Raw genomic sequence first — 26,092 nt, 5'->3', positions numbered from 1 at the left:
GGTACTGCGTCACAGTGGGAGAGTAGGTCGCCGCCTTTTTTTGCTTGTATTCCCCTCTTTTCCCTTCAAAAGGAAGAGAGGGGAATCTTGTTTTTTTGGGGGGTGCCTTTTCTTTTAGGACACTACCATTTTTAAGGACAGGATGTATTGCTACCTTGTTTTTCGCAGGGCTGATAACTTCGATCAGCGTGAGGAGTCTGTGGTCCGCACTTTCTTTTTCATGCGTAAAGTTTTGATGAACTTAACAGGAATTCTGGTGATCCAGAAACATCGCGATACTGGCCTCTGAAAGCTTTCCTCGAAGCAATGATTGATGTCATATGCCTGATTTGTCCCAGAAAGTTGTTTTATATTTTTCCTTGTTGCATTTACCTCATTGACCACTTGGGGCAGCATCTGGTATCCTGATTCTTTCTTGTTCTTTAGGGAGCAGGCAATCATGTACGATATCGATGATTATGTCGGTTGCTTTGTAATTCTTTCAAGTCATTGAGGTTTTTGCAATAAAAAGTATTTACCTTGTCAATGCACCATAAATTGGATTTTTAATTTTCATTGCTCAATATTGATAATTTCTTCTCTGTTTCTTTGTTTTTTTCGAAATGATTAGTATTTTTGTAGTGTATTAGTTTATTAATACACATAAATGCTAAATATATAATTCGAAGAACCTATGATTTCAGTTGAGAATTTATCATTTGCCTATCGGAAGTCGAAGCAGGAAGTGCTATGCGACTTCTCTCTTTTCTTGGAGAAAGGCCGGGTGTACGGATTGTTAGGAAAGAATGGAGCAGGAAAATCCACCCTTCTTCATCTGATAGCCGGACTTCTGACTCCTAAAAACGGAAGAGTACTTTATCGTAACGTCAATGTGCGTAGACGATTGCCCATGACATTGCAGGACATGTTTCTGGTGCCCGAAGAATTTGAACTTCCTCCGGTGTCGCTGTTCAGCTATGTAGAGCTGAACAGCCCGTTCTATCCCCGATTCAGTAAGGAAGATATGCTGAAATATCTGCATTTTTTCGAGATGGATATCGATGTCGACCTCGGGGCTCTTTCGATGGGACAGAAAAAGAAAGTCTTTATGAGCTTTGCTTTGGCAGCAAACACCTCTCTGATGCTGATGGACGAACCTACCAATGGGTTGGATATTCCCGGCAAAAGCCAGTTTCGCAAGTTTATAGCTGCCGGGATGTCGGAAGATAAGACAATTGTGATCTCTACTCATCAAGTGCGCGATATAGATAAGATATTGGATCATGTATTGATAATGGACAACAGCAAGGTGTTGTTGGATGAATCGACTGTGAGTATCACCGACAGGCTGCGGTTTGTCGAGAGTGATGACCGGACACTTTTAAAAGAGGCTATTTACGCCGTTCCCTCTTTGCAGGGAAATTTGCTGATGCTGCCCAACGAAAACGCAGAATCTTCGGAACTGAATCTCGAATTACTTTTTAATGCTACGCTGGCTAAGCCGGATCAAATAAACCGATTGTTTCACCCTCAAACGAATGAAAGATAATGAAGAATACTTTTTTCAACTTGTCGCGGTTTACGAATCTTTGCCGTAAAAATATGGTGGAAGATTGGAGAGCGAACCTTTTGCGTTTGCTTGTTCTTTATGGAGTGATGACTGTCATTCTGGTTTGGTACGGATATATCGTTTATCACAACTATAAATCCTATTCCATCCAATACACCAAAACAGATCCGGTTTGGGAATTTGTAGCATTGGCGTTTTTATGGTTCTTGTTCGGATTCGGCGCATTGAGCGCATCCTTTACTATGGAAAACATGAAAAGCAAGGCGAGCCGTTTGTCTTCATTGATGATTCCTGCCACTTCTTTCGAAAAATATTTCTCCCGTTGGCTGGTATCGACCGTCGTATTTCTTTTTCTATTTCTCATAGCTTTTAAACTCGCAGATTACACCCGGGTGATCATTTACAGGTTTTCCTATCCGAAGATAGAAACAATAGAGGCCTTCCCGCTGACGGGATGGGTGGACAGGACAAGCGTGCATTACGTTTTTGTCTTTCGGAAAATGCATATGTTGATATTTATATTTGCGCTCTACCTATACGTGCAGTCTCTGTTTGTACTGGGCAGCGTGATATGGCCCAAAAACTCGTTTCTGAAAACTTTTGCGAGTGGCTCCATCATTGCTTTTCTTTATTTCGGAACCATTATTCTCTTAATCGATATGTTCTCCGACCCGACGTTGCATTATGATACACCCTTGTCCCTGTGGACGGATGCCGAGAGGTCTGCATTGTTTTCTGTATTGGCTGTATTGGGAGCGCTTTTCAATTGGGTGCTCGGTTATTTCCGATTCAAAGAGTCGGAGATCATTCAGCGAATGTAGAAAAAACGAGCGATCTGCCACACAATTGTATATACTCTTTTGTGTCGGAGATAGCGAATGTAGAAAAAACGAGCGATCTGCCACACAATTGTATATATACTCTTTTGTGTCGGAGATAGCAAATGTAGAAGAAACGAGCGATCTGCCACACAATTGTATATACTCTTTTGTGTCGGAGATAGCAGATGTAAAAGAAACGAGCGGCTCCTCCCGAATGCCTTTCCATGTATGTGTGCCATTTGCGTGGGCCGTCAAAAAGAAGAATTATGAATTTCAAAGAAAGTAAAGCAATTTATTTGCAGATAGCCGATAGGATCTGCGACGAGATCCTTTTGGAGCAATATATGCCCGAAGAACGCATTCCTTCTGTCAGAGAGTATGCTGCGATGGTGGAAGTAAACGCTAATACGGTGATGCGTTCATACGACTATCTTCAGAGCCGGAATATTGTTTATAACAAACGGGGGATCGGTTTTTTCGTGGCGGCAGATGCCAGAAGCCTGATTCTGTCGTTACGGAAAAAAGTATTTCTGGAAGAAGAGCTTACCCATTTTTTCCGGCAGATAAAGGTGTTGGGTATTTCGATCGAAGAGATTGTCGACATGTATCAGGAATTTAGTAAGAAACCATTGTAAAAAGGATAAAAATGAAACGTACAACTTATATATTGATTGGTGCTTTGATTATCGGATTCCTTGTTTTGACAGGCGGAATGCTGGCTGTTTTTTCTACGGGGACTTCGACATCTTCGAATGTGCTTTTAAGTGGAGGGGAGAAGATGAAAGAACTTCCTTCTTTCAGGCACATAGTTATTTCCCGGCCTGTTATGGAATCGGACAGGTATGCCGTTTATATTGAAAACTTGCCGTTGGCGGTTACCTCCGCTACAGACGGGCGTAACACATTTTCGGCTCCTTCGGACGCGTTTGAGCATCTGGATGTGAAGGTAGAGAACGATACACTGAAAATTTATTTCGACTACACTTTGGATAAGCTGCCTGCCGGAATGGCGCAGAGACGCTATGCAAAGATCGATCCGGGTGTCTGGACGCTGAAGGCGGCATCGAAGATAGAAACCGTGACTTGCGGCATCGAAGGAACCAATTTAGGCTTGAAACATCTGGCGCAAGACTCACTTGCCGTTTTTGCCAACTGTGAAGTTGCGGTAGATTCGTGCCGTATCGCTTCGCTGAACGTGTTGAAGGCTTACAAGGCCGATTTCCGAAGCGGAGATATACAATGTTTATACCTCGATCTGGATAAAGTGGGTAATTGGTCTGTCGATACAGCTCATTGCCGCATTGAAGAAGAGCATCTCACCGGAACCGGGAATAGCGTGTATTTGCAAAAAGGGGAGTGTCGGCGGTTATTCTGGATTCCGAAGAATGCCGATTCGGAATTGTCTGTGAAACTGTGCGAACCCTCTGTCGTCGAGATAATGCCATAAACTGAAAAACAGAATATATAAAATAAAGGATAGGCCTTGCAGGGGTGAGAGTTAATTGCTTACTTTGCAGAGTTTTTGTTTGGCGGAAAAAACTTTGTTCGTTTTATCTGCAGCGACAAGAAGCATTTGGTATTAGTAATTAAACATGTATTGTTATGAGAAAAAATCTATTTTGTTTATTGGCATTGATTTGCTCAATGAGTCTTTTCACTGCTTGTGGCAGCGATGATAATGAAATAAAGTATCCGGTGGAAAAAGAGATTGCCGGTGCGTATAAGGGAAAGATGGATGTGTATATTGTGGGTGTGCCCGAGCCTGTGGCTGATGATTTGGTGCAGAAAGTCTATATCACGAAAGCTTCAGACAGTGCAATAAAGCTGGAGCTGAAAAACTTCTCTATCCGTGTGGGCGGAGCGGATATGCTTATTGGAGATATTTCGGTGGATAAATGCGAGTTGCGCCAGAAAGGCGATATCTATTCGTTCACAGGAAGCCAGAGCCTGAACCTCGTGGTAGGAAAATGCAACGCCTCCGTGTCGGGCACTGTTGGCAAAGGCAGTGTCGATATGGTTATCGACGTGGATGTTGTCGGCGGACAACCGCTGAAAGTGAAAGTGGACTATGAAGGTGAACGGCTGATCGGAAACGAGAGCTCCGAAGCGAAGATTTTATCGTTTACCTTCGATAAGAAATACGATTTTATCACTCAGCAGCCTATTATTGATGAGGTATCCGGCACGATTTTCTTCCGTGTTCAGGATGGAACGAAGCAGAATAAACTGGAAAAAATGACTCCGACGATCACTTTCTCTGACAGGACGGAGATCGTTCCGAATCCTTCCGAAGAACAAGATTTCTCAAATGGTAAGATTGTGACCTATACGCTGACGGCAGAAGATGGTACTGTAAAGAAGTATAACGTTTCTACTCCTTTGTTTCAGTTGAAAAACGATTTTGAAACTTGGATGAAAGCCGGCGGCGAAGGTGATAAAACATATTATGCACCGGCAGGATGGAGTTCCAGCAATGCAGGAGTCTCTTTAATTTTCGATAAGGCGAAGAAGTATGTGGTTACTCAAACAGATGATGCGCATTCCGGTAAATCGGCAGCAAAAATGGAGACAGTGGATACAAAAGGTGCAGCAGGATTCTTGGGATTCCCTGCAACTCCTAAAGTAACAACCGGATCTTTGTTCTTGGGCGAATTTCGTTTAGATATTTTTAATCCTTTGAAAAGCACGAAATTCGGTATTCCTTTCGATAAAAAGCCTAAGTCTCTGAAGGGTTGGTACAAGTATACAGCGGGCGAAGAGTATTATTCTGCAGAAGGAACTGTGCCCAATAAACCCGTCAAAAAGCCGGGGGTTACAGATGAATTTGCTATTAAGGCAGTGTTGTATGTGACGGACGAATATCAGGCAGACCTGAGCGACTGCCTCACAGGCGCTTCCGGAGAGGATAATATATACACCTCCGATAGAGTTGTCGCCATCGCTTCTTTGGAAGGAGGCAATCAAGCGGATTGGAAGTCTTTTGATTTGAAGTTTGATTATAAAAAGCAATATGACTCCACAGCCAAGTATCGTTTTGCGATTATTTGTTCTTCAAGTAAGAACGGAGATAAATATAGCGGAGCTCCGGGAAGTACTTTGATGGTAGACGATTTTGAATTGATTGTAGAATGACGCATATAGAAGGGGGTGTCAAAACAAAATGACTACTCCTAAAAGTTACAAATTGCAACTATAATACCTGAAAGGGTCGTATCAAGCTCAGTTTTGAGTAATAATGATACGACCCTTTCTTTAGTCTCTTAGGATGCTCAAACTTCAAATTAAAAGTTCATCTTTTCAAAAATTGAGTTTTGACGTACCTTCTTTTTTATTGATAAAGTATTAAAACGCATACCCGAACCCTACATTCAGATAGATGGGATACATGGCAAATGTAATGGTGTCGAATTCTTTCTTGAAGATGTCATTCAATCCCCACGTGAGGTCTGCGTAAACATTCAGGTGCCTGAAAGCTTTCCATTCGCCTCCCAACTGCATTCCCCATTGGAATTTGCGAAGATCTTCGGAGAAGTTGTAGGTTGCGATGCTTTCGCCACTGAAGTCTACCCGCGAACCGGTCTGGTCGGGAGTGCGAAGATGTCCCTCATATACATGTCCGGAGAAGTTCCTTTCGATGAGGTAAGAGATGTAGGGACCTGCCGAAACCTTCCAACGTTTGCTTATTTTGTAGTTGGCAACAACCGGAAAGCTAAGGTATGAGTTCTTCACCTGTGTTTTCACACCGCCTGTCCAAAGCCCTTCCAGCTCTCCGCCACTCGTATTGATCACTTTCATTCCGTAGTTTTTTACGGTGGCTTCGGTAGTCATGGTTTTGTTTTCCAGTCGTGCTCCTACCGTCAATCCCCATTCGTTGTTAAACCATTTGGTAGCGTTCCCCTCGATGGAAATTGACATTCCCGGCGCATAGCTGTCTATTTTGCGTATTTCTTCGGGCAGAGGAAGAGGAGAGGTTCCTCCGATGCTGAATCCCGCTTTCATCTCATATTCCCATCCGTGGAGCGATGCCCATATGATTCCTCTGGTTCTGTCTTCTTGGGCTTTTGCGGTAAAGGCAATCATCAGCAGCAATGCCGTGATGATGCCGGTGGAGGTATGTTTTTTCATTTCTTTTGTCTTTTTATTTGTCACAGATAAGTTCCATTTCGTCTACGTAAAGCGTGCTCCCCACAGCTCCTTTGAAGTAAGCTCCGTCTGCGCTCGAAGAGAGCACGATGCTGATTTTGTATTTTCCTTCCTTTAATTTCTTCATATCAAGGTCTCTCCCTTTGACAGGTTTGAAAGGTAAGTTGAATGCCGTCCACTCTTCCGATTCAATAATGTCTTTGGGGTCGATTTGCGCTTTCATCACCAGCTTGTCGGATGTAAAGACATTGTCGCCGTCGAGCGTAAATGAATTATTTCCGGCTTCGTACATGACGGCATACATATCGCATTTGTCTTTGATGCCGCTTTTAGGCTTCCCGTTTTCGGTGTATACTTCGCCGGCTTTATATTTGTAATATCCGCGTAACTCCAGCGGGCGTTTGTAGAATTGGTAGCCGAACTTTGTCGCTTTGCGGGGAGCTCTCAATGCGCTGCCCGGTTCGAAGGCTCCGATGAACAGACTGCCTGCGGCAATGTGCATGCCTACTGTTGCGCCGAGGCTGCCCGTATCGCAAGTGATTAATTTAACAGCTTTTCCTTTGTATCCGTGAGCCGTTTGTTGTGTCGGGTAATCTGTGTTCGTACTCGGCATTCCCGTGAGTTTATATCCCGGATTCCCGCTCGACCATTGCAATACTTTGGAGATTTCCTGTGAGGTTCCCCGATCGAACTCATAAAAGATGTCGTATGGCGTGTCGGCAGAGACGATTAATTTTTCAAAATGATAGGAGGTCGGCAATTCCGCAGGAATCACATTGACTTTGTAGGTCGGTTGCCACTTCCCGTCCTCCGAGGTGACCGTAAAGTTTCGTGAATGGGGAGGGGTGCTGAAATCGTACGTTTTTTCCGTATCGCCCCGTTCCCTCTTATCTACTTTCAGAGTGGCGCCCTGCGGATAGACAAACTTCAAGTTTTGTTTCGACAGGTCGGCTGCCTTGTGTACGTATATATTGATTACTTTTGAGTCGGCATTGATGTCAACCAATTGTACATCGTTGCCAATGCAGGCGTCGATAGCCGCTTCCGAGTTCAATGCCTCATCCTGTATGCACGATGCCGCGATTAATGGAATCAAGGCATACATAGCCAACTGTTTTGCTTTCATACTCTTTTCTTTAAATTATATTTTTACTTCTCTATTTCGTTAGGAATGAGGCTGCAAAGTTACGCTTATTTTTGAGAAGATATGCCAAAATAGCTGCTTATTCGAGAAAAACAACCATGCTGTATCGGTTTCGGCACATTGTAAGCCGGTATGGCAAGCATGGCGAAAGAGAAAAGTTTCCCACTGGGGAAACAAAAGTTTCCATACGGGGAAAATAAAGTTTCCCCAGTGGGAAACTTTTGTTTCAACGGTGGGAAACTAACGAAACTATTCATTGTTTGAAAACGAAGAAAGTATGTCGGGCGAGGTGAGGCGGGAGCAAGGGAGTTAGCGAAACAATTGCTCCCATTTTTCGCAAAGGGCTTCCATCGAAGGAAACAGCAAGTCGGCTCCCGCATCGAGCAATATCCGGTCGTCCAGCGGGCCCGTATTTACGGCGATTGTGAAGATTCCCGCCCGATGTCCGGCTTCTACTCCCAGAGGCGCGTTTTCTATTACGACGGCTTCGCCGGCTTCTATTCCGCCTTTCTTCAAAGCCATCAGATAGGGCTCGGGGTCGGGTTTCCCGTACTTGACATCGAATGCCGTTACCATCAATTCTTTGCGAAACATGCCGGGGAAATTCTGCTCCAGACGTTGCAACAACGAGAGTTGCCCGGAGCCGGTGACTACCATCGGCGTAAGTTCTTCTTTTTTTATCTTCTGAAGAAGTTCCCAAGCGCCGGGCATCCGTTCGGCCTCCGCGTATGAGTTGAACCGGAAGCTTTTTTCTTTGTAGATACTCTCTATTTCTTCGGGTGTGGCCTCTCTGCCCAATTCGCGTTGGAATACGATGTTGATGGTTGCCGCTCCGGTTCTTCCTTCGTGCATGTACGCTTCTTCGCGGCTGAGGTCGAGCCCGCGCGCCTTCATTGTTTTGTGCCATGCCTCGGCATGATAAGGCATGGAGTTGAAAAGTACGCCGTCCATGTCGAACAGGACGGCTTTCAGTTTTTCCTTCATTTGCAGAAGTAAATGTGTGTATTGTCTTATTGTTCCTTCGTTAGTGCTGTAAAAATTCTTTCAGTTCGGAAACAGAGAACACTACGTCGCATTGTTTGTCGGATTGGTCGCCGACATATTTGTAAACGATGTTTTTGTTACAATTCAGGCAATACTTAATGAATAGCTCCATCGCTGTGTCCGACTTGTCGGACAAAACTTCGGCTATTTCCTTTTTCACAGTCTCCTTTCTGTCGGCAAGTGCCGCAATGTCACACAACTTTTCATTGACGCGACAAGTGTACACAACCGATTCATCGCTGAGCGACACTTCCTCGATCGTCACTTCCTCGCTGGCTTGCAACGGAAACTGCATGTTCGCCATTTTTATTTGTGCCTCAAGTTTTTCCAGATCGCTTTTCGCCGTATCGACCTTCTTGTTCATTATATCCTTCAATTCATCTGAAGTAATTCCGAATCTCACTTCTTTTCCGGAACTCTTTCCTGTATATATAAATTGAATACCCGATTTGCATTTGATTACAAGATCAAGCATTTCTCTCACGCTTGGTGAAGGGTCTTGTAACAGGGTTGCGATGGACGATTTTATACTTTCAGGGTTTTCTTTCAGTACATCGATGTTTGTTATCTCTTCGTTCATCGAGAAAGTGTAGACAAGGTTGTCGCCATCATAAGTGACCCTTGTAACTTCTCCTACTCCTCCCAGACTCATCGGACATTGCTTGTTCGTGATTTCAACCAATGTCTTGAGTTTGGCTTTTTGGCAACTGCTCATTATTCCCATTGTCGATAACAAGGCGCATAGTATCATAACCTTGTTTAACTTTTTTGAAAGATTTTGCATAACTCGGTGTGTTTTTAATTTTTATAATGTTGTTGTTTGGAAATGATGAACAAAAGTAGTAATAAAAAATGAGGAAAAAAGTAACAAATACAGATAATTGTATCATGAGTGCCAACTAACAGATAAGTTTCCTATTGTTTGCAGGTTTGCATATAATATGTATTTTTGCGACATTATAAACTTGGCACTCTTATGAAGAAACTATTATTATTCCTGCTCCTGTTGCTTCAGGTAGCTTGCTCTCAGAATGACAAAAGCCCTATTATTAAGGTGGAAAAGGTACGTGTAGACAGAGGAAAAGGTGTTGAAGAGAGGAACTATTCCGGCTGTATGGATGAACTGCCGGCATTGAAAGCGGGCGATAAAATCGATGCTCTTCTTTTGCTCGACGGGAATGGGGCCGAGCTCAAGACTTTTATGTTGCAGAGCGACGATGAAGTGAATACCGTATTGCATTATAAGGAAAGGGAGGTCTCTGTCACAGGCGAACTGACCGATGAGGAAAAAGGACAATTGCGTTTTATAGACGGAGTGACGCATACCACCGTTTCGGTTCAGGCTACCATCAAGAAAGTGGATGAGGAAGGCGATGTGAAATTATTTTTCTATCTTTCTTCGAAAGCCGACTGCGAAGGGACGAAGGAAGTGCTCGGCTTGAAAACAAAAGCGGAAGAATAAGGGTGTTTTCTTTCCGTAAGACTTCACAAAAGATTGGGGAACGTCTGCCGGACGCTCTGCCGGAATGCTGTAAAGGATTTGGCAACAGTTTGGCTCGCATGGAACTGTCGGGGCATATGCTCTGCTTTAATGCAGCCAAGTATTTGGCAACAGTCCGGTTCGCATGGAATTGTCGTGGCATATGCTCTGCTTTAATGCAGCAAAGCATTTGGTAACAGTCCGGCTCGCATGAGACTGTCGGGGCATACGTTCTGCCGGAATGCTGCAAAACGGCCGCAGTGTCGGCGTACCGCACCGGTGCGAAGCTCTTTGAAAGTGTACGGGATAGGGTAATGATAAAAGGACGTACCGTTTCCACTTCTGTTTCTACAGATGGAAACGGTACGTCCTTTTGAGTTGAGTTACTGTCGGTGTTTCTGCTCATTGAGAAGGTCGGTGGGAATGGTATTTGCTTTCAGATTGGAACCAACCTCCGCTTTCTGAACCGGAAACGTGATTCCCGGAGAAACACCTGCTAATCACCTTCGAATATTCCGCTGTAATTCGGGAAGCAAGGACAAACCTTATGCTACATAAGCCGCCTGATAGTCAGCCTGCCGAACGGTTTCGGCGCATACTCGGCAAGTCTGCCGTACAGCGATGAACGGCTTTGCGTTTGCTGCGGCAGTCTTCTTGCAGAAGAGCGTCCGGGAGCTGATTACAGTCGCGCCTGAATCGCCTTCGATTCCTCTTCGTATCCCGGCTTGTTCAGCAAGGCGAACATATTCTTCTTGTACGCCTCCACACCCGGCTGGTTGAACGGGTTCACACCCAGCAGGTAACCGCTGATGCCGCATGCTTTTTCGAAGAAATAAAGCAGCCCGCCGATGTTATATTCGCTCAGTTCGGGAAGAACGATGCGCATATTGGGTACACCGCCGTCTACATGAGCCAACTGAGTGCCCAGCTCCGCCATCTTGTTCACTTCGTCCACCCGTTTTCCGGCAAGGAAGTTCAGTCCGTCGAGATTGGCTTCGTCCGAAGGCACTGCCAGTTTATGGTTTACTTTATCTACCGAAATCACAGTTTCGAAGATCGAACGTTCGCCTTCCTGAATCCATTGTCCCATAGAGTGCAGGTCGGTGGAGAAGTCAACCGATGCGGGGAAAATTCCTTTGTTCTCTTTCCCTTCCGATTCTCCGTAAAGCTGTTTCCACCATTCGCTCACGTAATGCAGTTTGGGGCAGAAGTTCACGAGAATCTCGATTTTCTTTCCGTTTTTATACAGCTCGTTGCGTGTGGCGGCATAAACCGCTGCGGGGTTTTCTGCGAACGGAACATCCGCTCCGCATGCTTTCTCCATATTGGCAGCGCCGGCAACCAGTTGCTCGATGTCGAATCCGGCTACCGCGATGGGCAGCAAACCTACCGGAGTAAGCACAGAGAAACGTCCGCCAACATTGTCGGGGATAACGAACGTCTTGTATCCTTCTTTATCTGCCGTGACGCGTGCCGCGCCTTTCTTGGCATCCGTAACGGCAACGATGACCTTCTTCGCCGTTTCTTTGCCCCGCTGGTCTTCGCATTGCTTTTTCAGCAGGCGGAAAGCAAGGGCGGTTTCGGTAGTTGTTCCCGATTTGGAGATATTGATTACACCGAACTTCTTGTCTTTCAGATATTCGGTAAGTTCGTACAGATAGTCTTCGCTGATGTTATGTCCGGCGTAGATGATGACCGGATTTTCTTTCTTTTCCTGCAACCAGACGAAGCTGTTCGACAGCGCTTCGATTACGGCGCGAGCGCCCAGATAGCTTCCGCCGATACCCGCTACTACAACTACTTCGCAATTTTCTCTCAGCACTTTCGCTGTAGCTTTCAAGTCGGCCAAATGTGCTTTGCCGATAGAAGAAGGCAGATGCAGCCATCCCAAGAAGTCGTTTCCTTTTCCGGTTCCGTCTTCTAACATTCTTTGTGCAGCTTTTACCTCGCTCTCGTAGGCAGAAACTTTCTCTTTGGAGATAAATCCAAAAGTCTTTTCAATGTTCAAGCTAATCATATCTATATAATGTTTAAGTTGACAAATGTATAAGTTTTATCTGAACGAGTCGGTCAGCAATTTGATCTCGATCATGGGTGAGATGCGTTCGTATAAGATGTTGTATACCGCATCGAGTATCGGCATGTTCACATGATAATGTTTGTTGATCTCTTTGATACATTTTGTTCCGTAATATCCTTCGGCTATCATCTCCATCTCGATTTGGGCGCTTTTCACCGAATACCCCTTTCCGATCATCGTTCCGAACGTGCGGTTGCGGCTGAAGTTGGAATACCCCGTCACCAGCAGGTCTCCTAAGTAAACGGACTCATTCACGTTTCTGTTCAGCGGATGTACCGTATTGAGGAACCGGTTCATCTCTTGTATGGCGTTCGAGATAAGCACTGCCTGAAAGTTGTCGCCGTACTTCAGCCCGCTGCAAATGCCCGCCGCGATGGCATATACGTTTTTCAGCACCGAACTGTATTCGATGCCGCATACGTCGTCGCTTACAGACGTTTTGATGAAGCTGCTTCCCAGTCGCTGGGCAAAAACGCGCGCTTTGTTCTTATCCGGACAGGCGACGGTGAGGTACGACAAGCGTTCCAACGCTACTTCTTCGGCATGGCAAGGGCCTGCCAGTACGGCGATGTTTTCCGGCGGCACGCCATACTCTTTCGTGAAGTATTCCGATACGATGATATTGTCGTCGGGTACGATTCCTTTGATAGCGGTGATGATAAACTTGTCCCTGATCTTTGTTCTCAGTTTCTTCAAGTGAGCTTTCAGATAAGGAGAGGGGGTAACGAAAATCAACGTATCCGATTCTTTCACAATCTCGTTGATGTTGGAGCTGAACGCGATGCGCTTCGTGTCGAATTTCACGCCTGTCAGGTAGGCAGGGTTGTGTCCCAGCCGCTTGAACTCGGCGATGCGGTCGTCACGCCTCATGTACCAGCTTATCGAATCGGATTGTGCCAGACACATCTTCGCGATGGCCGTAGCCCAACTTCCGCCGCCCATTATCGCTATCTTACCGGGTAATTTCATAAACTAACTAAATAAGTAAAGAGTTATCTTCTAACTCTCTTATGATATTAATTGATTTTTCCTACCCATTCGGTCACGTCGTTCACGCTTGGGGCAGCTAATTCCAATTTGTACTTTTTATTGATTCCGCAAATATCCTGATGCAATTTCTGCGGGTTCACATCTTTCATGTCTTCCACGAGGTTGTATCCTGCTTTCTGAATCACAGGAACCCACGCTTCCGGAATGCCCAGTTCCATATACTTGGCGGCTGCATCTTTTTTCACCACCCTCTCCGGACGCATCTGCGGGAAGAACAATACTTCCTGAATGGCTGTTTGTCCCGTCATCAGCATCACCAGACGGTCCATGCCGATGCCCATGCCCGAAGTGGGCGGCATTCCGTATTCCAGCGCACGTACAAAGTCCATATCGATGAACATGGCTTCGTCGTCTCCCTTTTCGCTCAGGCGAAGCTGGTCTTGGAAACGTTCCAACTGGTCGATCGGGTCGTTCAGTTCCGAGTATGCGTTTGCCAATTCCTTGCCGTTTACCATCAGTTCGAAACGTTCAGTCAGTTCGGGATTGCTGCGGTGGCGCTTGGTCAGCGGCGACATCTCTACCGGATAGTCGGTGATGAATGTCGGCTGTATGTAGTTGCCTTCACAAAACTCGCCGAATATCTCGTCGATCAGTTTGCCTTTACCCATTGTTTCGTCTGTTTCGAGGTTCAGCTTCTTGCAGATCTCGCGAATCTCTTCTTCGCTTTTCCCTGCCAGGTCGTAGCCGGTAAACTCCTTGATGGAGTCGAGCATCGTTACACGCTTGTAAGGAGCTTTGAAGTTGATGATGTTGTCGCCCACCTTTACTTCGTGCGTTCCGTTTACGTCCATGCAAATCTTATCCACCATGTTTTCGGTAAATTCCATCATCCAGTTGTAGTCTTTGTAGGCCACATACACCTCCATCGCCGTAAACTCAGGGTTGTGCGTACGGTCCATTCCTTCGTTGCGGAAGTTCTTGGAGAATTCGTATACACCTTCGAATCCGCCTACGATGAGACGCTTGAGGTACAACTCGTTGGCGATACGCAGATAGAGCGGAATATCCAATGCATTGTGGTGCGTAGTGAACGGGCGTGCCGCCGCTCCGCCGGGAATCGGTTGCAAAACCGGTGTTTCCACTTCGAGATAACCTTTCGAGTTGAAATACTCGCGCATGGAGTTGTACACTTTGGTACGTTTGACAAATATATCTTTGATGCCTTCGTTCACGGCCAGGTCGACATAACGCTGGCGGTAACGGAGTTCAGGATCTTCGAAAGAGTCGTATGCCACACCGTCTTTGTATTTTACGCTCGGCAGCGGTTTGATCGATTTGGCCAATACGGTAAGTTTTTGTGCATGAACACTGATTTCGCCCATCTGCGTGCGGAATACGAAACCTTCGATACCGATGAAATCGCCCAAGTCGAGCAGGCGTTTGAACACGGTATTGTACAGCTCTTTGTTTTCTTCCGGACAAATGTCGTCGCGGGTGATATACACCTGAATGCGGCCTTTGGAATCTTGAAGCTCGATGAACGAGGCCTTTCCCATGATGCGGCGGCTCATGATACGTCCGGCTATGGATACCTGGCGGGGTTCGTCGTCGTCTTTAAATTCGGCTTTTATATCTGTGGAGAAAGCGTTGGTTACATACTCTGCGGCGGGATAGGGGTCGATGCCCATGGAGCGGAGTTCATTCAGGCTGTTACGCCGGATGATTTCCTGTTCACTTAGTTCTAATATATTCATCTTGTTATGTATTAACTCTATTATCCGGCAAAAATACGAAACTTTTCTTATATATATTGTATTGCCCTTTCATTTTTGTGCGGCGGATGTCGTTTGCTTTACTCTTCAGGCAATCTTGTTTTACGATTTTATTCGATAAGCGGAACAGATTGATGAAAAAACACGAAAAAAATGTATCTTTGTCCGCATCGTCTACCGGATGATGTCGGACTCCGGCAATCCGTAACTTTTTTGGGTATAGAGCTATGAATGTATATCATCTTATTCGTACGGGAAACAAAGCTTGGTTACTGCTGGTTTGCCTGTCATTACTTCTTTTTTCATGTGTCTCGAAAGGGAAAAGACAGGCGGTTGCCAACGGTGGAACGTCTGTTGCGTTCGATTCGACTGCAATGATCGTTCCCCAATATGCCGAAGGCTTTAGTGTAGAGTATGTAGAGGGAGGATGTCTGGTCACGATTCAGGATCCGCAGAAAGAAAAAGGAAAGGGCGAGGTTTACAGGTATGCCTTTGTCAGAGACAGAGAGGCTTTTAAAAAAAATGCCGATTTGCCTGCCGATTATGTCATGCAACCCACGCCTGTCGGGAATGTAATCTGCATGACTTCCCTCCAGCTTTCCAATTTCATCAAACTCGATGCGCTGGAGCATGTGGTGGGGATTACAAGCACCCGCCATTTATTTAACAACGAAGTCAGAGCCCGGCTGAAAGAAAAGAAAATCCGACAGATAGGGATCGAGGGGAATTTTGACAGCGAGGTCATTATGGAAGTGAATCCGGACCTGATTCTGATTTCTCCTTTCAAGCGAGGAGGATACGATGCGTTGAAAGAGGTAGGCATTCCGCTCATTCCCCATCTCGGATATAAGGAAAATTCTCCTTTGGGGCAGGCGGAGTGGATTAAATTCATAGGACTGCTCATCGGCGAAGAGCAAAAGGCTAATCTTCTTTTCGACTCTATCCAGGCGGAATACAATCGCCTGAAATCGCTTGCCGAAAGGGTAGAGCGGAAACCGGTCGTCTTTAGCGGCGAACTGCGTGGAGGCAACTGGTATGCCGTAGGCGGACGGAATTTTCTGGCTCAGCTTTTCCGTGATGCGGGAGCCGATTATTTCCTGAAAGACGACCCGAATACAGGAGGGGTGACATTCGATTTCGAAACCGTATACAGCAGTGCGGCAAATGCCGACTACTGGCGTATTCTGAACAGCTATAACGGAACATTTACGTACGATGCCCTGAAGGGAGAAGACGCTCGCTATGCCGACTTCCAAGCTTTTAAGAAAAAGGGGGTAATCTATTGCAACCTGAAAGAAAGACCTTATTACGAAGAAGCTCCCACACATCCCGAAGTGCTGCTGAAGGATTTTATCAAAGTGTTTCATCCGGAGCTTTTGCCGGACTATTCTCCTGTGTATTACGAATTGCTAAAATAATAAAGAAAGCATGAGAAAGACTCCCGTATGGCTGTTGATGCTGTTGTTGGCGGCGGTGATTTTGTTCCTCTTCTTCTTGAATCTGGTATTAGGCTCGGTCTCTATTCCGTTCCGCTCGGTATGGGATATTTGCTTGTTGGGAGACGAATCGAATCTGATCTGGTCGAATATTATCCGGAAGTCGAGGATGCCGCAGGCCATTACGGCATTGGTGGCGGGAGCCGGGCTTTCCGTGAGCGGATTGCAGATGCAAACGGTTTTTAAGAATCCGTTGGCAGGTCCTTCCGTTCTGGGCATCAGCTCCGGCGCCAGCATGGGTGTGGCGTTTGTGGTGCTGCTTTCCGGCAGCTTGGGAGGGGTTGCTTTGAGCCGGCTGGGACTGATAGGCGAATTGGCGCTGACCATTGCCGCCATCGCCGGAGCATTGGCTATCATGGCGCTTATCGCTTTTGCTTCGCAGAAGGTGAAAGGAAATGTCACGCTGCTTATCATCGGAGTGATGATAGGCTATGTGGCGAATGCGGTGATCGGGGTACTGAAGTATTTCAGTGTCGAGGAGGATATACGGGCTTATGTGATCTGGGGGCTGGGGAGTTTTGCCCGTATTTCCGGAGGACAGCTTTTCCCGTTCGTAATCACGATGGCGGTGTTGCTGCCGCTCTCTTTTCTTTTGATAAAGACACTGAACTTATTGCTGTTGGGCGACAGCTATGCCCGAAGCCTCGGACTGAACATCAAGCGTGCCCGTCTGTTGGTTATCTCATGTTCGGGAGCGTTGGTGGCTATCGTTACCGCTTATTGCGGCCCGATTATCTTTCTCGGTCTGGCTGTTCCTCACCTTTGCCGCACGTTGTTCCGCACTTCCGACCACCGTATCCTGATGCCCGCTTCGTTGCTGGTAGGTGCGGCAATGGCGCTTTTGTGCAACCTGATTGCGCGTATGCCGGGCTTCGAGGGGGCGTTGCCCGTAAACTCCGTGACGGCTCTTGTCGGCGCGCCGGTGGTGGTGTCGGTACTATTCCGCCGTCATAAGGGAGAAATCAATGAATAAAGAGTGTTTAAATAGACGAATCAAGATATGCAGGGAAATGAAACAATTGTCATCAGGAAGTTGAGCACCGGCTATGTGGGAAAACACCGGACTCACGTGGTTGCCCGAAACATCGACGCCGTTATCGAGCGTGGAGAACTGACTTGCCTGTTGGGGGCCAACGGGGCGGGAAAGTCTACGCTGCTGCATACGTTATCGGGTTTTCTCCCTAAACTGTCGGGAGACATTGAGATTATGGGAAAGAAAATCGGGGAGTATTCGGACGAAGAGATGGCAAAAGTGATCAGTGTGGTGCTTACCGAAAAGTGCGATTTGCGCAATATGACGGTTGAAGAGATGGTGGCTTTGGGACGGAGTCCGTACACTGGCTTTTGGGGAACGCTGAAAAAAGGCGATAAGGAGATTGTGGCCGCTGCCATTGCCGGTGTGGGAATCGAGGCTTTGACCTATCGGATGATGCATACGCTGAGCGACGGTGAGAAACAGAAGGTGATGATTGCCAAAGCGCTGGCTCAGGAAACTCCGGTCATCTTTCTCGATGAGCCGACGGCTTTTCTCGATTTTCCAAGCAAGGTGGAGATGATGCAGTTGCTTCATCGGCTGTCGCGCGAAACGGGCAAGACGATTTTTATGAGCACACACGATCTGGAACTTGCTTTGCAGATAGCGGATAAAGTTTGGATGATGGACAAAGAGAGCGGTGTAAAGGTGGGAACTCCCGAAGACCTTTCGCTGAACGGGACATTGAGTAATTTCTTTTCCCGCAAAGGTATTTTGTTCGACCGGAATACAGGCCTTTTCCGTATCGATAACGAATATTCCGGGAAAATGCATCTTGTGGGATACGGACAAAAATATGCGATGGTGCGGAAAGCCTTGCAGCGCAACGGAATTCTTGCCGGACGTGAAGTGGAATCTTCCGCTTACATCGAAACGGGAAACCTTCAGACCGACGGATATGTGTTGCATTATCCCCGTGGAGAAGCGCGCAGGGCTTCCGATATTGAAGGGCTGCTGTCGTTGGTTACGGCATATTTCGACTTAGAGGAAAATAGTGATTCTTTTTCCCGGAAAGAATCGTATGAGGCTTTGTAGTCAAGGGTTTGCAGCTTATTTGTTATACAGATTTTAGATAATTTGACGTTTTTATCAACAAGGGTTGCCTATTATTTGTTATCTTTGCCACATTACGTTTTTAAAAGAAAGATTATTATGAAAGCAATGAAATTAATTTTGGCAGGAGCCGTTGTGTTCGCAATGGCAAGTTGTACCGGTTCACAAAAGAAAACCGACGCTTCACAGCAAGACAGTGTTGTTGTAGTTACCGATGCGCAAACCGTAGTGAAAGTAGCTGATATCGCAGGTACGTATGAAGGAACATTACCTTGTGCGGATTGTCCGGGAATCAAGACTACGCTGAAGATCAATGACGATACTACTTATGATTTGCGTAGCGAGTATCTGGAAAAGAAAGACGGCGTGTTTGAAGAAAGCGGAACTTTCAATCTGCTTGAAGGAAATGTGATTGAATTGGTTACTCCTTCTTCAGGCGATAAAACTTATTACAAAGTGCTTGAAAATGCGGTTGCCTTGTCTGATAAAGAAGGTACGCTTAACGACGGTGAATTGGCCGAGCACTATATCCTGAAGAAACAATAACTGAAAGATTGACGAGGTGATTCGTTTTGCTGTATTGCCTTATCAAACATAAATTGGGGAGTTTTCGCTAATGTGAAAAGCGAAAACTCCCCAATTATTATGGATACCGTTCTCTTGTAGTATATAGCCTTATCCGATATGCTCCGGGAATGGATTTGAGATTACGGCTGATGGCGTTTACGTAATTTGAGTGACACTATGAATTAATACTGATGCTGAGGATCTACTTGTGTTTAATGAAGCTGTTGTTTTTTAGTTCCTGAAAAGCGTCAAGCACTTCTTCTTTCGTATTCATCACAATAGGTCCTCCCCAGCTGACAGTTTCGCGCAGAGGTTTGGCTGCCAATAATACAAAACGTGCTCCTTCATCTCCGGCTTTGACCTGTATCGGTTCGTTTTCGCTCTCTTCTGATTCTGAAGCTCTGAACAGTACGGCGCAACCTTTCTTTTCGAAATCTTTCAACTTCTCGTCGGCGGCAAGTGTTCCATCCAATAAATATATAAACAGTGTATGATCGTTCGGAATTTCCCCATACGTCCATACGCTTCCGGCCGAAAGCTCTACATCCAGATAAGTTACTTTGATGTATTCTCCTTCAAACGAACTGTGATTCCCTCGATAGCTTCCCGAAACTATTCTGACGGTCGCGTTTTCTTCCTTTACTACGTTGATATCTTCTTTTTTGATTTCCCTGTATGCAGGGGGAGCCATTTTATCTTTAGCCGGCAAATTTATCCAAAGTTGACATCCAAGCATTCTTGGAGATGAAAAAGGCATCTCTTGGTGAATGATTCCCGAACCGGCCGTCATCCACTGACATCCCATATCGTGGATGATTCCCTTATTCCCTAAACTGTCGCTATGCTCCATCGAGCCGTTGATGAGGTAGGTTACGGTTTCCATTCCTCTGTGAGGATGCCACGGGAAACCTTTTATATAATCTTCCGGATTTGTAGAGTCGAAGCCGTCAAGCATTAGAAACGGGTCGAATGCCTGTATGGTCTGTTGGCCCAAAACTCGGCGCAAGCGTACGCCTGCGCCATCAATGGATTGTTGTCCTCTTACTATTTGGTTTACTTTTCTTTTCTTCATTGTATACTTATTTATTTAAAAACAAGGATGCGATGCTCAAGCGGTTTAATTTCTTTTTCACCGGGTTGTTCCGTCGGAGTGCCGAAAGGCATTTGGGCAATCAATTCCCATGTGGAAGAAATTCCCCATTCTTTCTGTACGGCCTCGTCGATCAATGGATTGTAATGTTGTAGAGAGGCCCCTAAACCTTTGTCTTCCAACATGCTCCAAATAGCTAACTGATGCATTCCGGATGTATGTTGCGACCAGATCGGGAATCTATCTTTGTATGAAGGGAAAGAGTTTTGCAAATGTTCTATGACGCTCTTATCTTCAAAAAAGAGAATTGTTCCGTATCCGCTTCTAAAGCTTCCGTCTATTTTAGCTTCTGTAGCCGGAAAAGAGGTTTCAGGCACAATCTTTTTCAATATCTCTTTGGTAATATTCCATAATTTCTTATGATTTTCCCCAAGCAACAGCACGATGCGTGTAGATTGCGAATTAAAAGCGGAGGGTACGTTGGTTACCGCGCAATCGATTATTTCTTTGATCTCTGCGTCAGAGATGGGAGAAGTGTTTGTAATGTGATAATAACTTCTCCGGTGCTTTAGCGCTTCTTTAAAATTTCTTTCCATAGTTATAATGATTAATTTTAGCTCAACCTGAGATTTCAATATCTCTCATTCAGCAGATGTTTATAATACTTGTTATTCAAAAGCCTGCTTCTCTACGATATAGGCTGAAATATTTTTCATCACGCAGACTATAGAATGTCTTTTTATCGATACTTCTAATGAAAATATTTGATCATATGAGATGCTAAACTTTCGTGACGCAAAGGTACGTATTTATTTTTATGCTCTATTGTAAAATACGTGCAGAGATTTGTTTAATACGAAACAGAATGTTACTTTTGTGTAATGATTGTGATATTAAGATGTTATGAATGTTCATTTAGACCAATATCTGAAACAAAAAGAAGACAGTTGTATACTCGATAAGTTATTGTATGTTGGTTGTATCCACGGTCAGGATAGAGAACTTCCGCAGGAAATGACATGTAAGGGAGGATTTTTCTTTTTATTGGTATCGGAAGGAAATGCTACTCTTTGCGATCTGCAGAATAATACCGCAGTAATAGGTAAGAATGATTTAATATCCGTATCTCCTGTACAGGAAATGAGTATTAAGAACTTTAGCGGCGATTATTCGATGTTTTGCCTCATGCTCGATTCTTCTTTTTTCTATAGCTTGTCTTCAAGCCAATATTTGTACGGTAAATTGTGTGAATTTACTTCCAAATCTTCTTTCCCATTACATCTGAAAGATAATATAGCCGATTATTTGCGAAAGATAATAGGGCTTTTTCATGATTCTCCCGATGAGGATGTTTCTCATAAAGAAGGAATTTACCGTCATTTGTGTGATTCCTTTATGTTGTATGTAGGAGACATGCTCTTATTGAGCATTGAAGATGCTTATCCTTCCGTTTCTCAGCGAAATATTATTTGTAATGAGTTTAAAAAACTGCTGTTTGAGTATTACCGGCAAGAACACAGAATATCTTTTTATGCCGAACGCCTTGCTATATCAGGAGCTTATTTGTCCAGAGTGATTAGAGAGGAAACCGGGCAGACTGTTTATGATCACATATCCGAACTCCTTTATTCAGATGCAAAGAAGATGCTTTCTTGTTCCAGTGCCGACATACAAAATATTACATATACATTGGGCTTTAACGATCAGGCTTCCTTTAGTAAATTTTTCAAGCGCTTGTCAGGGCTTTCTCCGAAAGAGTATAGAAACAGGAATGTGAAGAAGTCAATCGCATAAGCAGTCTGCTCCCTTATTGGGAAGAGACTTTTTTATTAAAAACTTTTCCATCTTCGTCAATCAAAAGCAATGTAAGTTCGGCATGGGGGAGAATAGATTGGCAGTGGCGAGTGCACAAGGCTACAATCTTATTGAAGAATGAATCCTTCTCTTCGGGCACAGGGATGTTCCAAAGTTCGCGTGCTAAAGTCATATCCCGGATCAAGTCCATAGTGGCGGACGAACACCTCGCTTCCAAGGCTGTCTTTCTCAGAAACTCCTTGTTCATCACCACTTTCTTGCTGTGCGTATCCAAATGTCCCTCCGCCAGCTTCACGGCTTTCCCGATCATAATGCCCATGCTTACCTTTTGAAAGCCCGTATCTTCGGCTATTTTCAGCGTTTCGCCGATAAAGTTTCCGTAATGCACGAACGCTTGCGGGGGAAGATCGGGGTAAATCGCTTTTACGTGCTTCTCGCTTTTGGCTCCCGAATTGATTACCAGTCGTTCCGCACCGATGGCTTTGGCTACTTCCACTTCGCGGCGGATGGCATCCACGAATGCTTCCGATGAGAACGGGCGGACTATGCCCGATGTTCCGATAATGGAAATGCCTCCCACAATGCCCAATTTGGGATTGAAGGTCCTTTTGGCAAGCTCTTCGCCATCGGGGACGCTGATTGTCACATCGAGTCCTCCTCCGTAGATGGCCGTCAGTTCGCCGGCAATCATGTTGCGGGGAGTCACGTTGATGGCAGGCTCACCGACAGGCAGTCCCAATCCGGGAAGCGTCACCCTGCCGACTCCTTTTCCTTGAAGGAAATGAATACCCGGTTCGTCGGAGAAGCTCACGGTGGATATAATCCGGTGCCCGTGCGTGACGTCGGGATCATCGCCCGCATCCTTTACGACTTCTGCCCGGGCCGTCTGCGCATCTGTCTTTTCTACGCGATCGATGGCAACTGAAATCCGCTCTCCATCCGGCAAGGTCACTTCCGCTTCCTTTGGGAAAACTTCGTCTATCAGGGCGAGCGCCGCCGCTTTCGATGCCGCTGTCGCGCATGTTCCCGTCGTGAGTCCGCTGCGTAACGGATAGAAACCGGGTACACGCTGCTCGATGGCCCGCCGCAATCCGTGTTTGCCGGTGACGGTGATGAAACTCTCCGACATTGGCGGACGTTTCACCACATATATTTTTACGCCGGCTTTAGCGGCAGCTTCTATCTTCTCGACGAATCTTCCCGACCGACCGCTCTCTTTGGTGATGATGGCTTGCGGATTTGTCTCTTCGAGTATCTTCTCTTCGCTTTCTTCGGGTTGGTAGAAAACCAGCTTTTCTTTGGGGAATCCCTCCCGGAGAGCCGTTTCTACCGATTCGTCCCTGCGAAGAATGCGGAAGATGCAGTCGTTTTCCTGCCAGAAAGGTTTCAGCTTGCCGATGGTCTGCGTGCCTGTGAGCGCCAGCAGTTTCTTTATTCCGTCACGCTTCATCCGCAGAATCGCCTCGTCGAAGCTTTCACACCGGATGATGTCTTCCGGCAATTGAGGATAAAGACGTTCGAGACGTACGACTTGGATGTCTGTGTCTTTCGCCGCACCGTCAATATTGGCATGCAGTTGCGCGGCAAACGGATGCGCGGCGTCTACAATCAGGCGAATGCGGTGTTCCCTGCAAAACGATGTGATTTCCTCCCGATTCATTTCCCCGGTGAGCCGTACCATGTTCCGTCCTTCGACTTCCTGAAGCGTTCCACGTGTGGAATAAAAGAATGGTTGTTCCGCTTCGTCGACTGTTTCGGCGGCGATTCGTCCTTCCGTTGTTCCTCCGAATATCAGTATCATGGGCGGAACAAGTGTTTAAATTCATGCGAATAAAGCCGTGAAAGCCCTTCCCTGTGGTCGATGGCATTTCCCACAACCAGCAGGGTCGTGAGCGTCAGATGATTCTCTTTCACAATCCGGGCGAGGTCTTTCAACTGTCCCCGGTATATCTTTTCCTCTTTCCACGTCAACTTGTAGCAGGCTGCCACCGGTGTTTCGGGCGGATAAGCCTGTAACAATTCTTCTTGAACCTGTTCTGCAATGGCGGCGCTGAGGTAGATGCACATCGTGCTTTGCGAGCGTGCTAGCAGATGCAGTTTTTCTTTTTCAGGCATCGGTGTTCTGCCTTCTCCCCGGGTGAGGATGATGCTTTGCACCTTCTCGGGAATGGTGAATTGCGAACGCAGTGCAGCAGCCGCAGCTTGGAAAGAAGAGATGCCGGGAGTGATGTGGTAATTCATTCCGTATTGGTCGAAGAAAGCCATTTGTTCGGCGATAGCACCGTATATGCACGGGTCTCCGGTATGCAGGCGGACAACGAATTTCCCCTGATCGTAGAATTTCTTCATCAGGTCGAATTGTTCTTCCAGTGTCATGTCGGCGGAGCTGCGTACCGTAGCTCCGGGCTTGGCATATTGTGTCAGTTCGCGGGGCACCAGACTGCCGGCATATAAAATAAGGTCTGCCTTTTCGAGCATTTTCTTTCCCCGAACCGATATGAGTTCCGGGTCTCCCGGTCCGGCTCCTACTATTTCGATGTGCCCGTTATTGCGGTCGTTTGCTGCCGAGAGAGCCACGGCAAACGTAAAATGGTTGCCTTCAGAAAGCACACCTTTCTGTTTCCCAATCAGTAGCCTGCCGCCCTCCGAAGCGTGGATGGCGCAACTTTCCGCCACTCCGTACACTCCGGTCACCTCATAGACCTTATCCGACGGATGAGGCACTTCGATTCCCGCCAGTTCTTCTGCCCGGTAGATGGCCAGCTCGCTGCCGGCAAACTCTTTATGAAGTTCGGCTATCAGCGGCTCATCCTTTTTCAACTCGATAGTCGATACGCTTTTTACCGCCAATGGCGAAAGCCCGTTTTTCCGCAATGTCTCTTTCACGAACGAACCGACGCCTGCGGGCGAACAGTCTTTCCTGCATCCTGCCCCGATATGCAGCACCTGCGGATAGAAACAAAGGACAGGAACGGTTGATGTTCGCTCCCGGGGACCTACCGAAATCAGCAGTTCGTATCCGGTAGGCGGTATCTTTTCATACTGATAATAGATATCTACGTGTTCCGGACAGGTACGTTCGAGTTCATCGGTTCCCTTGTCCTTACATTCCAACAGCAGGGCAGTCTTTTGCTTGCCCACGAAACGGAAGATCGCCCGGTTCATCTCGGCAGGAGTGGCAGAGGTTTTCCATCCGTAGCGCGAAGCCAACATATCCAATGCCCACAAGTCCTGATTGTCGCTTTGGGTGGTTACCACAGCCTCACCGCCCGTTATGCCGGCAATGATACGCGCCAGTTCGTTGCCGCCGCCGATATGTCCCGAAAGAACGGGAATAACGAAGCGCCCCGTGCTGTCCACATTGATTACCGCCGGGTCGGCATACTTATTCCGTATGCAGTCGGCGATGCTTCTTACGCAGATACCCAATGCTCCGACGAACACGATCGATTTGAAGTCGGCGAAATGCGCCTTCATGAAGCCGCTGTACGAACTCACCGGCTCGCACCCTTCCACTTCTCCTTTAATATATATGACAGAATCGCCCAGTTCTCTCCGGATTGTTTCGGCTACGGGAAGTCCCGCTTCGGAAATAACGACAATGGCTGTTCGGATACTCTTTTTCATTCTAATGCTGATTCGTTATCAATGAGAATATGTAGTCCTGCAAAAATACAATAATAATTAGTTTTGACACAGGTCGTTCCGTCTATTTTTCGCTTTGCTGAAAATATTTTTAGATATGTTATGAGATACGAATTAAAACCCTTATTTTTGTTCCGTTTTGGTGATGTTCACAGCCGTCCGGCTGTGCATAAAGGGAATCCGGTGAAATTCCGGAACAGTGCCCGCTACTGTAACATCCGTTTGTCGAAAGTTCACTACTGCCACTGTCACTCGTACGGGAAGGCGGACTTTCGGGATGAAGTCAGGAAACCTGCCAAAATAAAAATGTGGTATTTTGTTCTCGGGGATAAGAACATGACTATTAATTTAATTCAGATTTCTATTTATT

Annotated in this window: 22 protein-coding genes and 1 riboswitch; of the genes, 11 read left to right on the top strand and 11 right to left on the bottom strand. The window is 46.2% G+C overall.

The window, feature by feature from the left end; genetic code table 11:
• Nucleotides 1-673: 673 nt before the first annotated feature.
• The 5 genes from GGR07_RS08570 to GGR07_RS08550 all read left to right on the top strand — a co-directional run bounded on the left by GGR07_RS08570 (nucleotide 674) and on the right by GGR07_RS08550 (nucleotide 5,502).
• Nucleotides 674-1,528, top strand: coding sequence for an ABC transporter ATP-binding protein (locus GGR07_RS08570; RefSeq protein WP_021645344.1), 855 nt, complete (start codon nucleotides 674-676; stop codon nucleotides 1,526-1,528).
• Nucleotides 1,525-2,370: a hypothetical protein gene (locus GGR07_RS08565; RefSeq protein WP_034543361.1), complete on the top strand. Its 846-nt coding sequence runs from the start codon at nucleotides 1,525-1,527 to the stop codon at nucleotides 2,368-2,370. The genes GGR07_RS08570 and GGR07_RS08565 overlap by 4 nt, the downstream gene beginning before the upstream one ends.
• A 266-nt stretch (nucleotides 2,371-2,636) precedes the next feature.
• The gene (locus GGR07_RS08560) at nucleotides 2,637-3,005 is read left to right on the top strand and encodes a GntR family transcriptional regulator (protein ID WP_034543359.1); all 369 of its coding nucleotides are present in this window, start codon (nucleotides 2,637-2,639) and stop codon (nucleotides 3,003-3,005) included.
• Nucleotides 3,006-3,016: 11 nt separating this feature from the next.
• Nucleotides 3,017-3,817 (top strand): hypothetical protein, encoded by an 801-nt coding sequence (locus tag GGR07_RS08555; protein WP_034543357.1) that lies wholly within the window; start codon nucleotides 3,017-3,019, stop codon nucleotides 3,815-3,817.
• A 155-nt stretch (nucleotides 3,818-3,972) separates the two neighbouring features.
• Nucleotides 3,973-5,502: a PCMD domain-containing protein gene (locus GGR07_RS08550; protein ID WP_034543355.1), complete on the top strand. Its 1,530-nt coding sequence runs from the start codon at nucleotides 3,973-3,975 to the stop codon at nucleotides 5,500-5,502.
• A 210-nt stretch (nucleotides 5,503-5,712) separates the two neighbouring features.
• On the opposite strand, the gene GGR07_RS08545 is transcribed toward GGR07_RS08550, so the two are convergent.
• The 4 genes from GGR07_RS08545 to GGR07_RS08530 all read right to left on the bottom strand — a co-directional run bounded on the left by GGR07_RS08545 (nucleotide 5,713) and on the right by GGR07_RS08530 (nucleotide 9,452).
• A complete protein-coding gene (locus GGR07_RS08545) occupies nucleotides 5,713-6,495 on the bottom strand; it encodes a porin family protein (protein ID WP_034543366.1) in 783 nt (260 codons plus the stop codon).
• A gap of 13 nt (nucleotides 6,496-6,508) precedes the next feature.
• Nucleotides 6,509-7,639, bottom strand: coding sequence for a PCMD domain-containing protein (locus GGR07_RS08540; protein ID WP_122056485.1), 1,131 nt, complete (start codon nucleotides 7,637-7,639; stop codon nucleotides 6,509-6,511).
• Nucleotides 7,640-7,966: 327 nt separating this feature from the next.
• On the bottom strand, nucleotides 7,967-8,641 hold the full coding sequence (locus GGR07_RS08535) for an HAD family hydrolase (protein WP_021645336.1): 675 nt from the start codon (nucleotides 8,639-8,641) through the stop codon (nucleotides 7,967-7,969).
• Between the two features lie 40 nt (nucleotides 8,642-8,681).
• A complete protein-coding gene (locus GGR07_RS08530) occupies nucleotides 8,682-9,452 on the bottom strand; it encodes a hypothetical protein (protein ID WP_231381866.1) in 771 nt (256 codons plus the stop codon).
• A gap of 225 nt (nucleotides 9,453-9,677) precedes the next feature.
• Between GGR07_RS08530 and GGR07_RS08525 the strand changes: the two genes are divergently transcribed.
• Nucleotides 9,678-10,163 carry a DUF5035 family protein gene (locus tag GGR07_RS08525; protein ID WP_021645334.1) on the top strand — a complete coding sequence of 162 codons (486 nt, stop codon included), beginning with the start codon at nucleotides 9,678-9,680 and terminating at the stop codon, nucleotides 10,161-10,163.
• Between the two features lie 697 nt (nucleotides 10,164-10,860).
• Here GGR07_RS08525 and GGR07_RS08520 read toward each other — a convergent pair.
• The 3 genes from GGR07_RS08520 to lysS are packed head-to-tail and all read right to left on the bottom strand — an operon-like array spanning nucleotide 10,861 to nucleotide 15,005.
• The gene (locus tag GGR07_RS08520; protein ID WP_021645332.1) at nucleotides 10,861-12,198 is read right to left on the bottom strand and encodes a glucose-6-phosphate isomerase; all 1,338 of its coding nucleotides are present in this window, start codon (nucleotides 12,196-12,198) and stop codon (nucleotides 10,861-10,863) included.
• Between the two features lie 36 nt (nucleotides 12,199-12,234).
• Entirely contained in the window at nucleotides 12,235-13,230 is a 996-nt protein-coding gene (locus GGR07_RS08515; protein WP_021645331.1) for an NAD(P)H-dependent glycerol-3-phosphate dehydrogenase, read from the bottom strand.
• Nucleotides 13,231-13,277: 47 nt separating this feature from the next.
• Nucleotides 13,278-15,005 carry a lysine--tRNA ligase gene (gene lysS / locus GGR07_RS08510; protein WP_021645330.1) on the bottom strand — a complete coding sequence of 576 codons (1,728 nt, stop codon included), beginning with the start codon at nucleotides 15,003-15,005 and terminating at the stop codon, nucleotides 13,278-13,280.
• Between the two features lie 245 nt (nucleotides 15,006-15,250).
• Between lysS and GGR07_RS08505 the strand changes: the two genes are divergently transcribed.
• From GGR07_RS08505 to GGR07_RS08490, 4 genes are all read left to right on the top strand, one after another.
• Nucleotides 15,251-16,441 (top strand): ABC transporter substrate-binding protein, encoded by a 1,191-nt coding sequence (locus GGR07_RS08505; RefSeq protein ID WP_021645329.1) that lies wholly within the window; start codon nucleotides 15,251-15,253, stop codon nucleotides 16,439-16,441.
• 10 nt (nucleotides 16,442-16,451) lie between these two features.
• On the top strand, nucleotides 16,452-17,492 hold the full coding sequence (locus GGR07_RS08500) for a FecCD family ABC transporter permease (protein ID WP_027324995.1): 1,041 nt from the start codon (nucleotides 16,452-16,454) through the stop codon (nucleotides 17,490-17,492).
• A 27-nt stretch (nucleotides 17,493-17,519) separates the two neighbouring features.
• A complete protein-coding gene (locus tag GGR07_RS08495; protein WP_021645326.1) occupies nucleotides 17,520-18,587 on the top strand; it encodes an ABC transporter ATP-binding protein in 1,068 nt (355 codons plus the stop codon).
• Between the two features lie 117 nt (nucleotides 18,588-18,704).
• The gene (locus GGR07_RS08490) at nucleotides 18,705-19,151 is read left to right on the top strand and encodes a copper resistance protein NlpE (RefSeq protein ID WP_021645325.1); all 447 of its coding nucleotides are present in this window, start codon (nucleotides 18,705-18,707) and stop codon (nucleotides 19,149-19,151) included.
• A 223-nt stretch (nucleotides 19,152-19,374) separates the two neighbouring features.
• Here the strand turns inward: GGR07_RS08490 and GGR07_RS08485 are convergent, their stop codons facing one another.
• Both GGR07_RS08485 and GGR07_RS08480 read right to left on the bottom strand, forming a co-directional pair.
• The gene (locus GGR07_RS08485) at nucleotides 19,375-20,244 is read right to left on the bottom strand and encodes a pirin family protein (protein WP_021645324.1); all 870 of its coding nucleotides are present in this window, start codon (nucleotides 20,242-20,244) and stop codon (nucleotides 19,375-19,377) included.
• An 11-nt stretch (nucleotides 20,245-20,255) separates the two neighbouring features.
• Nucleotides 20,256-20,858: a nitroreductase family protein gene (locus tag GGR07_RS08480; protein WP_021645323.1), complete on the bottom strand. Its 603-nt coding sequence runs from the start codon at nucleotides 20,856-20,858 to the stop codon at nucleotides 20,256-20,258.
• Nucleotides 20,859-21,165: 307 nt separating this feature from the next.
• On the opposite strand from GGR07_RS08480, the gene GGR07_RS08475 reads away from it, so the two are divergent.
• Nucleotides 21,166-22,056, top strand: a complete 891-nt coding sequence (locus GGR07_RS08475; protein ID WP_021645322.1) for a helix-turn-helix domain-containing protein — start codon at nucleotides 21,166-21,168, stop codon at nucleotides 22,054-22,056.
• Nucleotides 22,057-22,069: 13 nt separating this feature from the next.
• Here GGR07_RS08475 and cbiD read toward each other — a convergent pair whose 3' ends face one another.
• Nucleotides 22,070-23,878 (bottom strand): cobalt-precorrin-5B (C(1))-methyltransferase CbiD, encoded by a 1,809-nt coding sequence (gene cbiD, locus GGR07_RS08470; RefSeq protein ID WP_021645321.1) that lies wholly within the window; start codon nucleotides 23,876-23,878, stop codon nucleotides 22,070-22,072.
• Nucleotides 23,875-25,704, bottom strand: coding sequence for a precorrin-4 C(11)-methyltransferase (gene cobM, locus GGR07_RS08465; protein WP_021645320.1), 1,830 nt, complete (start codon nucleotides 25,702-25,704; stop codon nucleotides 23,875-23,877). The genes cbiD and cobM overlap by 4 nt, the downstream gene beginning before the upstream one ends.
• A gap of 141 nt (nucleotides 25,705-25,845) precedes the next feature.
• Nucleotides 25,846-26,036: riboswitch (cobalamin riboswitch) on the top strand.
• Nucleotides 26,037-26,092: the final 56 nt, after the last annotated feature.

The organism is Bacteroides pyogenes (genome assembly GCF_014196225.1).
GTDB lineage: Bacteria > Bacteroidota > Bacteroidia > Bacteroidales > Bacteroidaceae > Bacteroides > Bacteroides pyogenes_A.
Note: the sequence above shows the minus strand (reverse complement) of the source record. Positions and strands in the feature narration are given on the sequence as shown.

Excerpts from the sequence above, each read along its gene's own strand:
- GGR07_RS08495 (WP_021645326.1), top strand. The coding sequence starts at position 17,520 with ATGCAGGGAAATGAAACAATTGTCATCAGGAAGTTGAGCACCGGCTAT.
- GGR07_RS08530 (WP_231381866.1), bottom strand. The coding sequence starts at position 9,452 with ATGATACTATGCGCCTTGTTATCGACAATGGGAATAATGAGCAGTTGC.
- GGR07_RS08520 (WP_021645332.1), bottom strand. The coding sequence starts at position 12,198 with ATGATTAGCTTGAACATTGAAAAGACTTTTGGATTTATCTCCAAAGAG.
- GGR07_RS08475 (WP_021645322.1), top strand. The coding sequence starts at position 21,166 with ATGAATGTTCATTTAGACCAATATCTGAAACAAAAAGAAGACAGTTGT.
- GGR07_RS08555 (WP_034543357.1), top strand. The coding sequence starts at position 3,017 with ATGAAACGTACAACTTATATATTGATTGGTGCTTTGATTATCGGATTC.
- GGR07_RS08500 (WP_027324995.1), top strand. The coding sequence starts at position 16,452 with ATGAGAAAGACTCCCGTATGGCTGTTGATGCTGTTGTTGGCGGCGGTG.
- cobM (WP_021645320.1), bottom strand. The coding sequence starts at position 25,704 with ATGAAAAAGAGTATCCGAACAGCCATTGTCGTTATTTCCGAAGCGGGA.
- cbiD (WP_021645321.1), bottom strand. The coding sequence starts at position 23,878 with ATGATACTGATATTCGGAGGAACAACGGAAGGACGAATCGCCGCCGAA.
- GGR07_RS08480 (WP_021645323.1), bottom strand. The coding sequence starts at position 20,858 with ATGGAAAGAAATTTTAAAGAAGCGCTAAAGCACCGGAGAAGTTATTAT.
- GGR07_RS08505 (WP_021645329.1), top strand. The coding sequence starts at position 15,251 with ATGAATGTATATCATCTTATTCGTACGGGAAACAAAGCTTGGTTACTG.
- GGR07_RS08545 (WP_034543366.1), bottom strand. The coding sequence starts at position 6,495 with ATGAAAAAACATACCTCCACCGGCATCATCACGGCATTGCTGCTGATG.
- lysS (WP_021645330.1), bottom strand. The coding sequence starts at position 15,005 with ATGAATATATTAGAACTAAGTGAACAGGAAATCATCCGGCGTAACAGC.
- GGR07_RS08535 (WP_021645336.1), bottom strand. The coding sequence starts at position 8,641 with ATGAAGGAAAAACTGAAAGCCGTCCTGTTCGACATGGACGGCGTACTT.
- GGR07_RS08550 (WP_034543355.1), top strand. The coding sequence starts at position 3,973 with ATGAGAAAAAATCTATTTTGTTTATTGGCATTGATTTGCTCAATGAGT.
- GGR07_RS08560 (WP_034543359.1), top strand. The coding sequence starts at position 2,637 with ATGAATTTCAAAGAAAGTAAAGCAATTTATTTGCAGATAGCCGATAGG.
- GGR07_RS08515 (WP_021645331.1), bottom strand. The coding sequence starts at position 13,230 with ATGAAATTACCCGGTAAGATAGCGATAATGGGCGGCGGAAGTTGGGCT.
- GGR07_RS08490 (WP_021645325.1), top strand. The coding sequence starts at position 18,705 with ATGAAAGCAATGAAATTAATTTTGGCAGGAGCCGTTGTGTTCGCAATG.
- GGR07_RS08570 (WP_021645344.1), top strand. The coding sequence starts at position 674 with ATGATTTCAGTTGAGAATTTATCATTTGCCTATCGGAAGTCGAAGCAG.
- GGR07_RS08540 (WP_122056485.1), bottom strand. The coding sequence starts at position 7,639 with ATGAAAGCAAAACAGTTGGCTATGTATGCCTTGATTCCATTAATCGCG.
- GGR07_RS08525 (WP_021645334.1), top strand. The coding sequence starts at position 9,678 with ATGAAGAAACTATTATTATTCCTGCTCCTGTTGCTTCAGGTAGCTTGC.
- GGR07_RS08485 (WP_021645324.1), bottom strand. The coding sequence starts at position 20,244 with ATGAAGAAAAGAAAAGTAAACCAAATAGTAAGAGGACAACAATCCATT.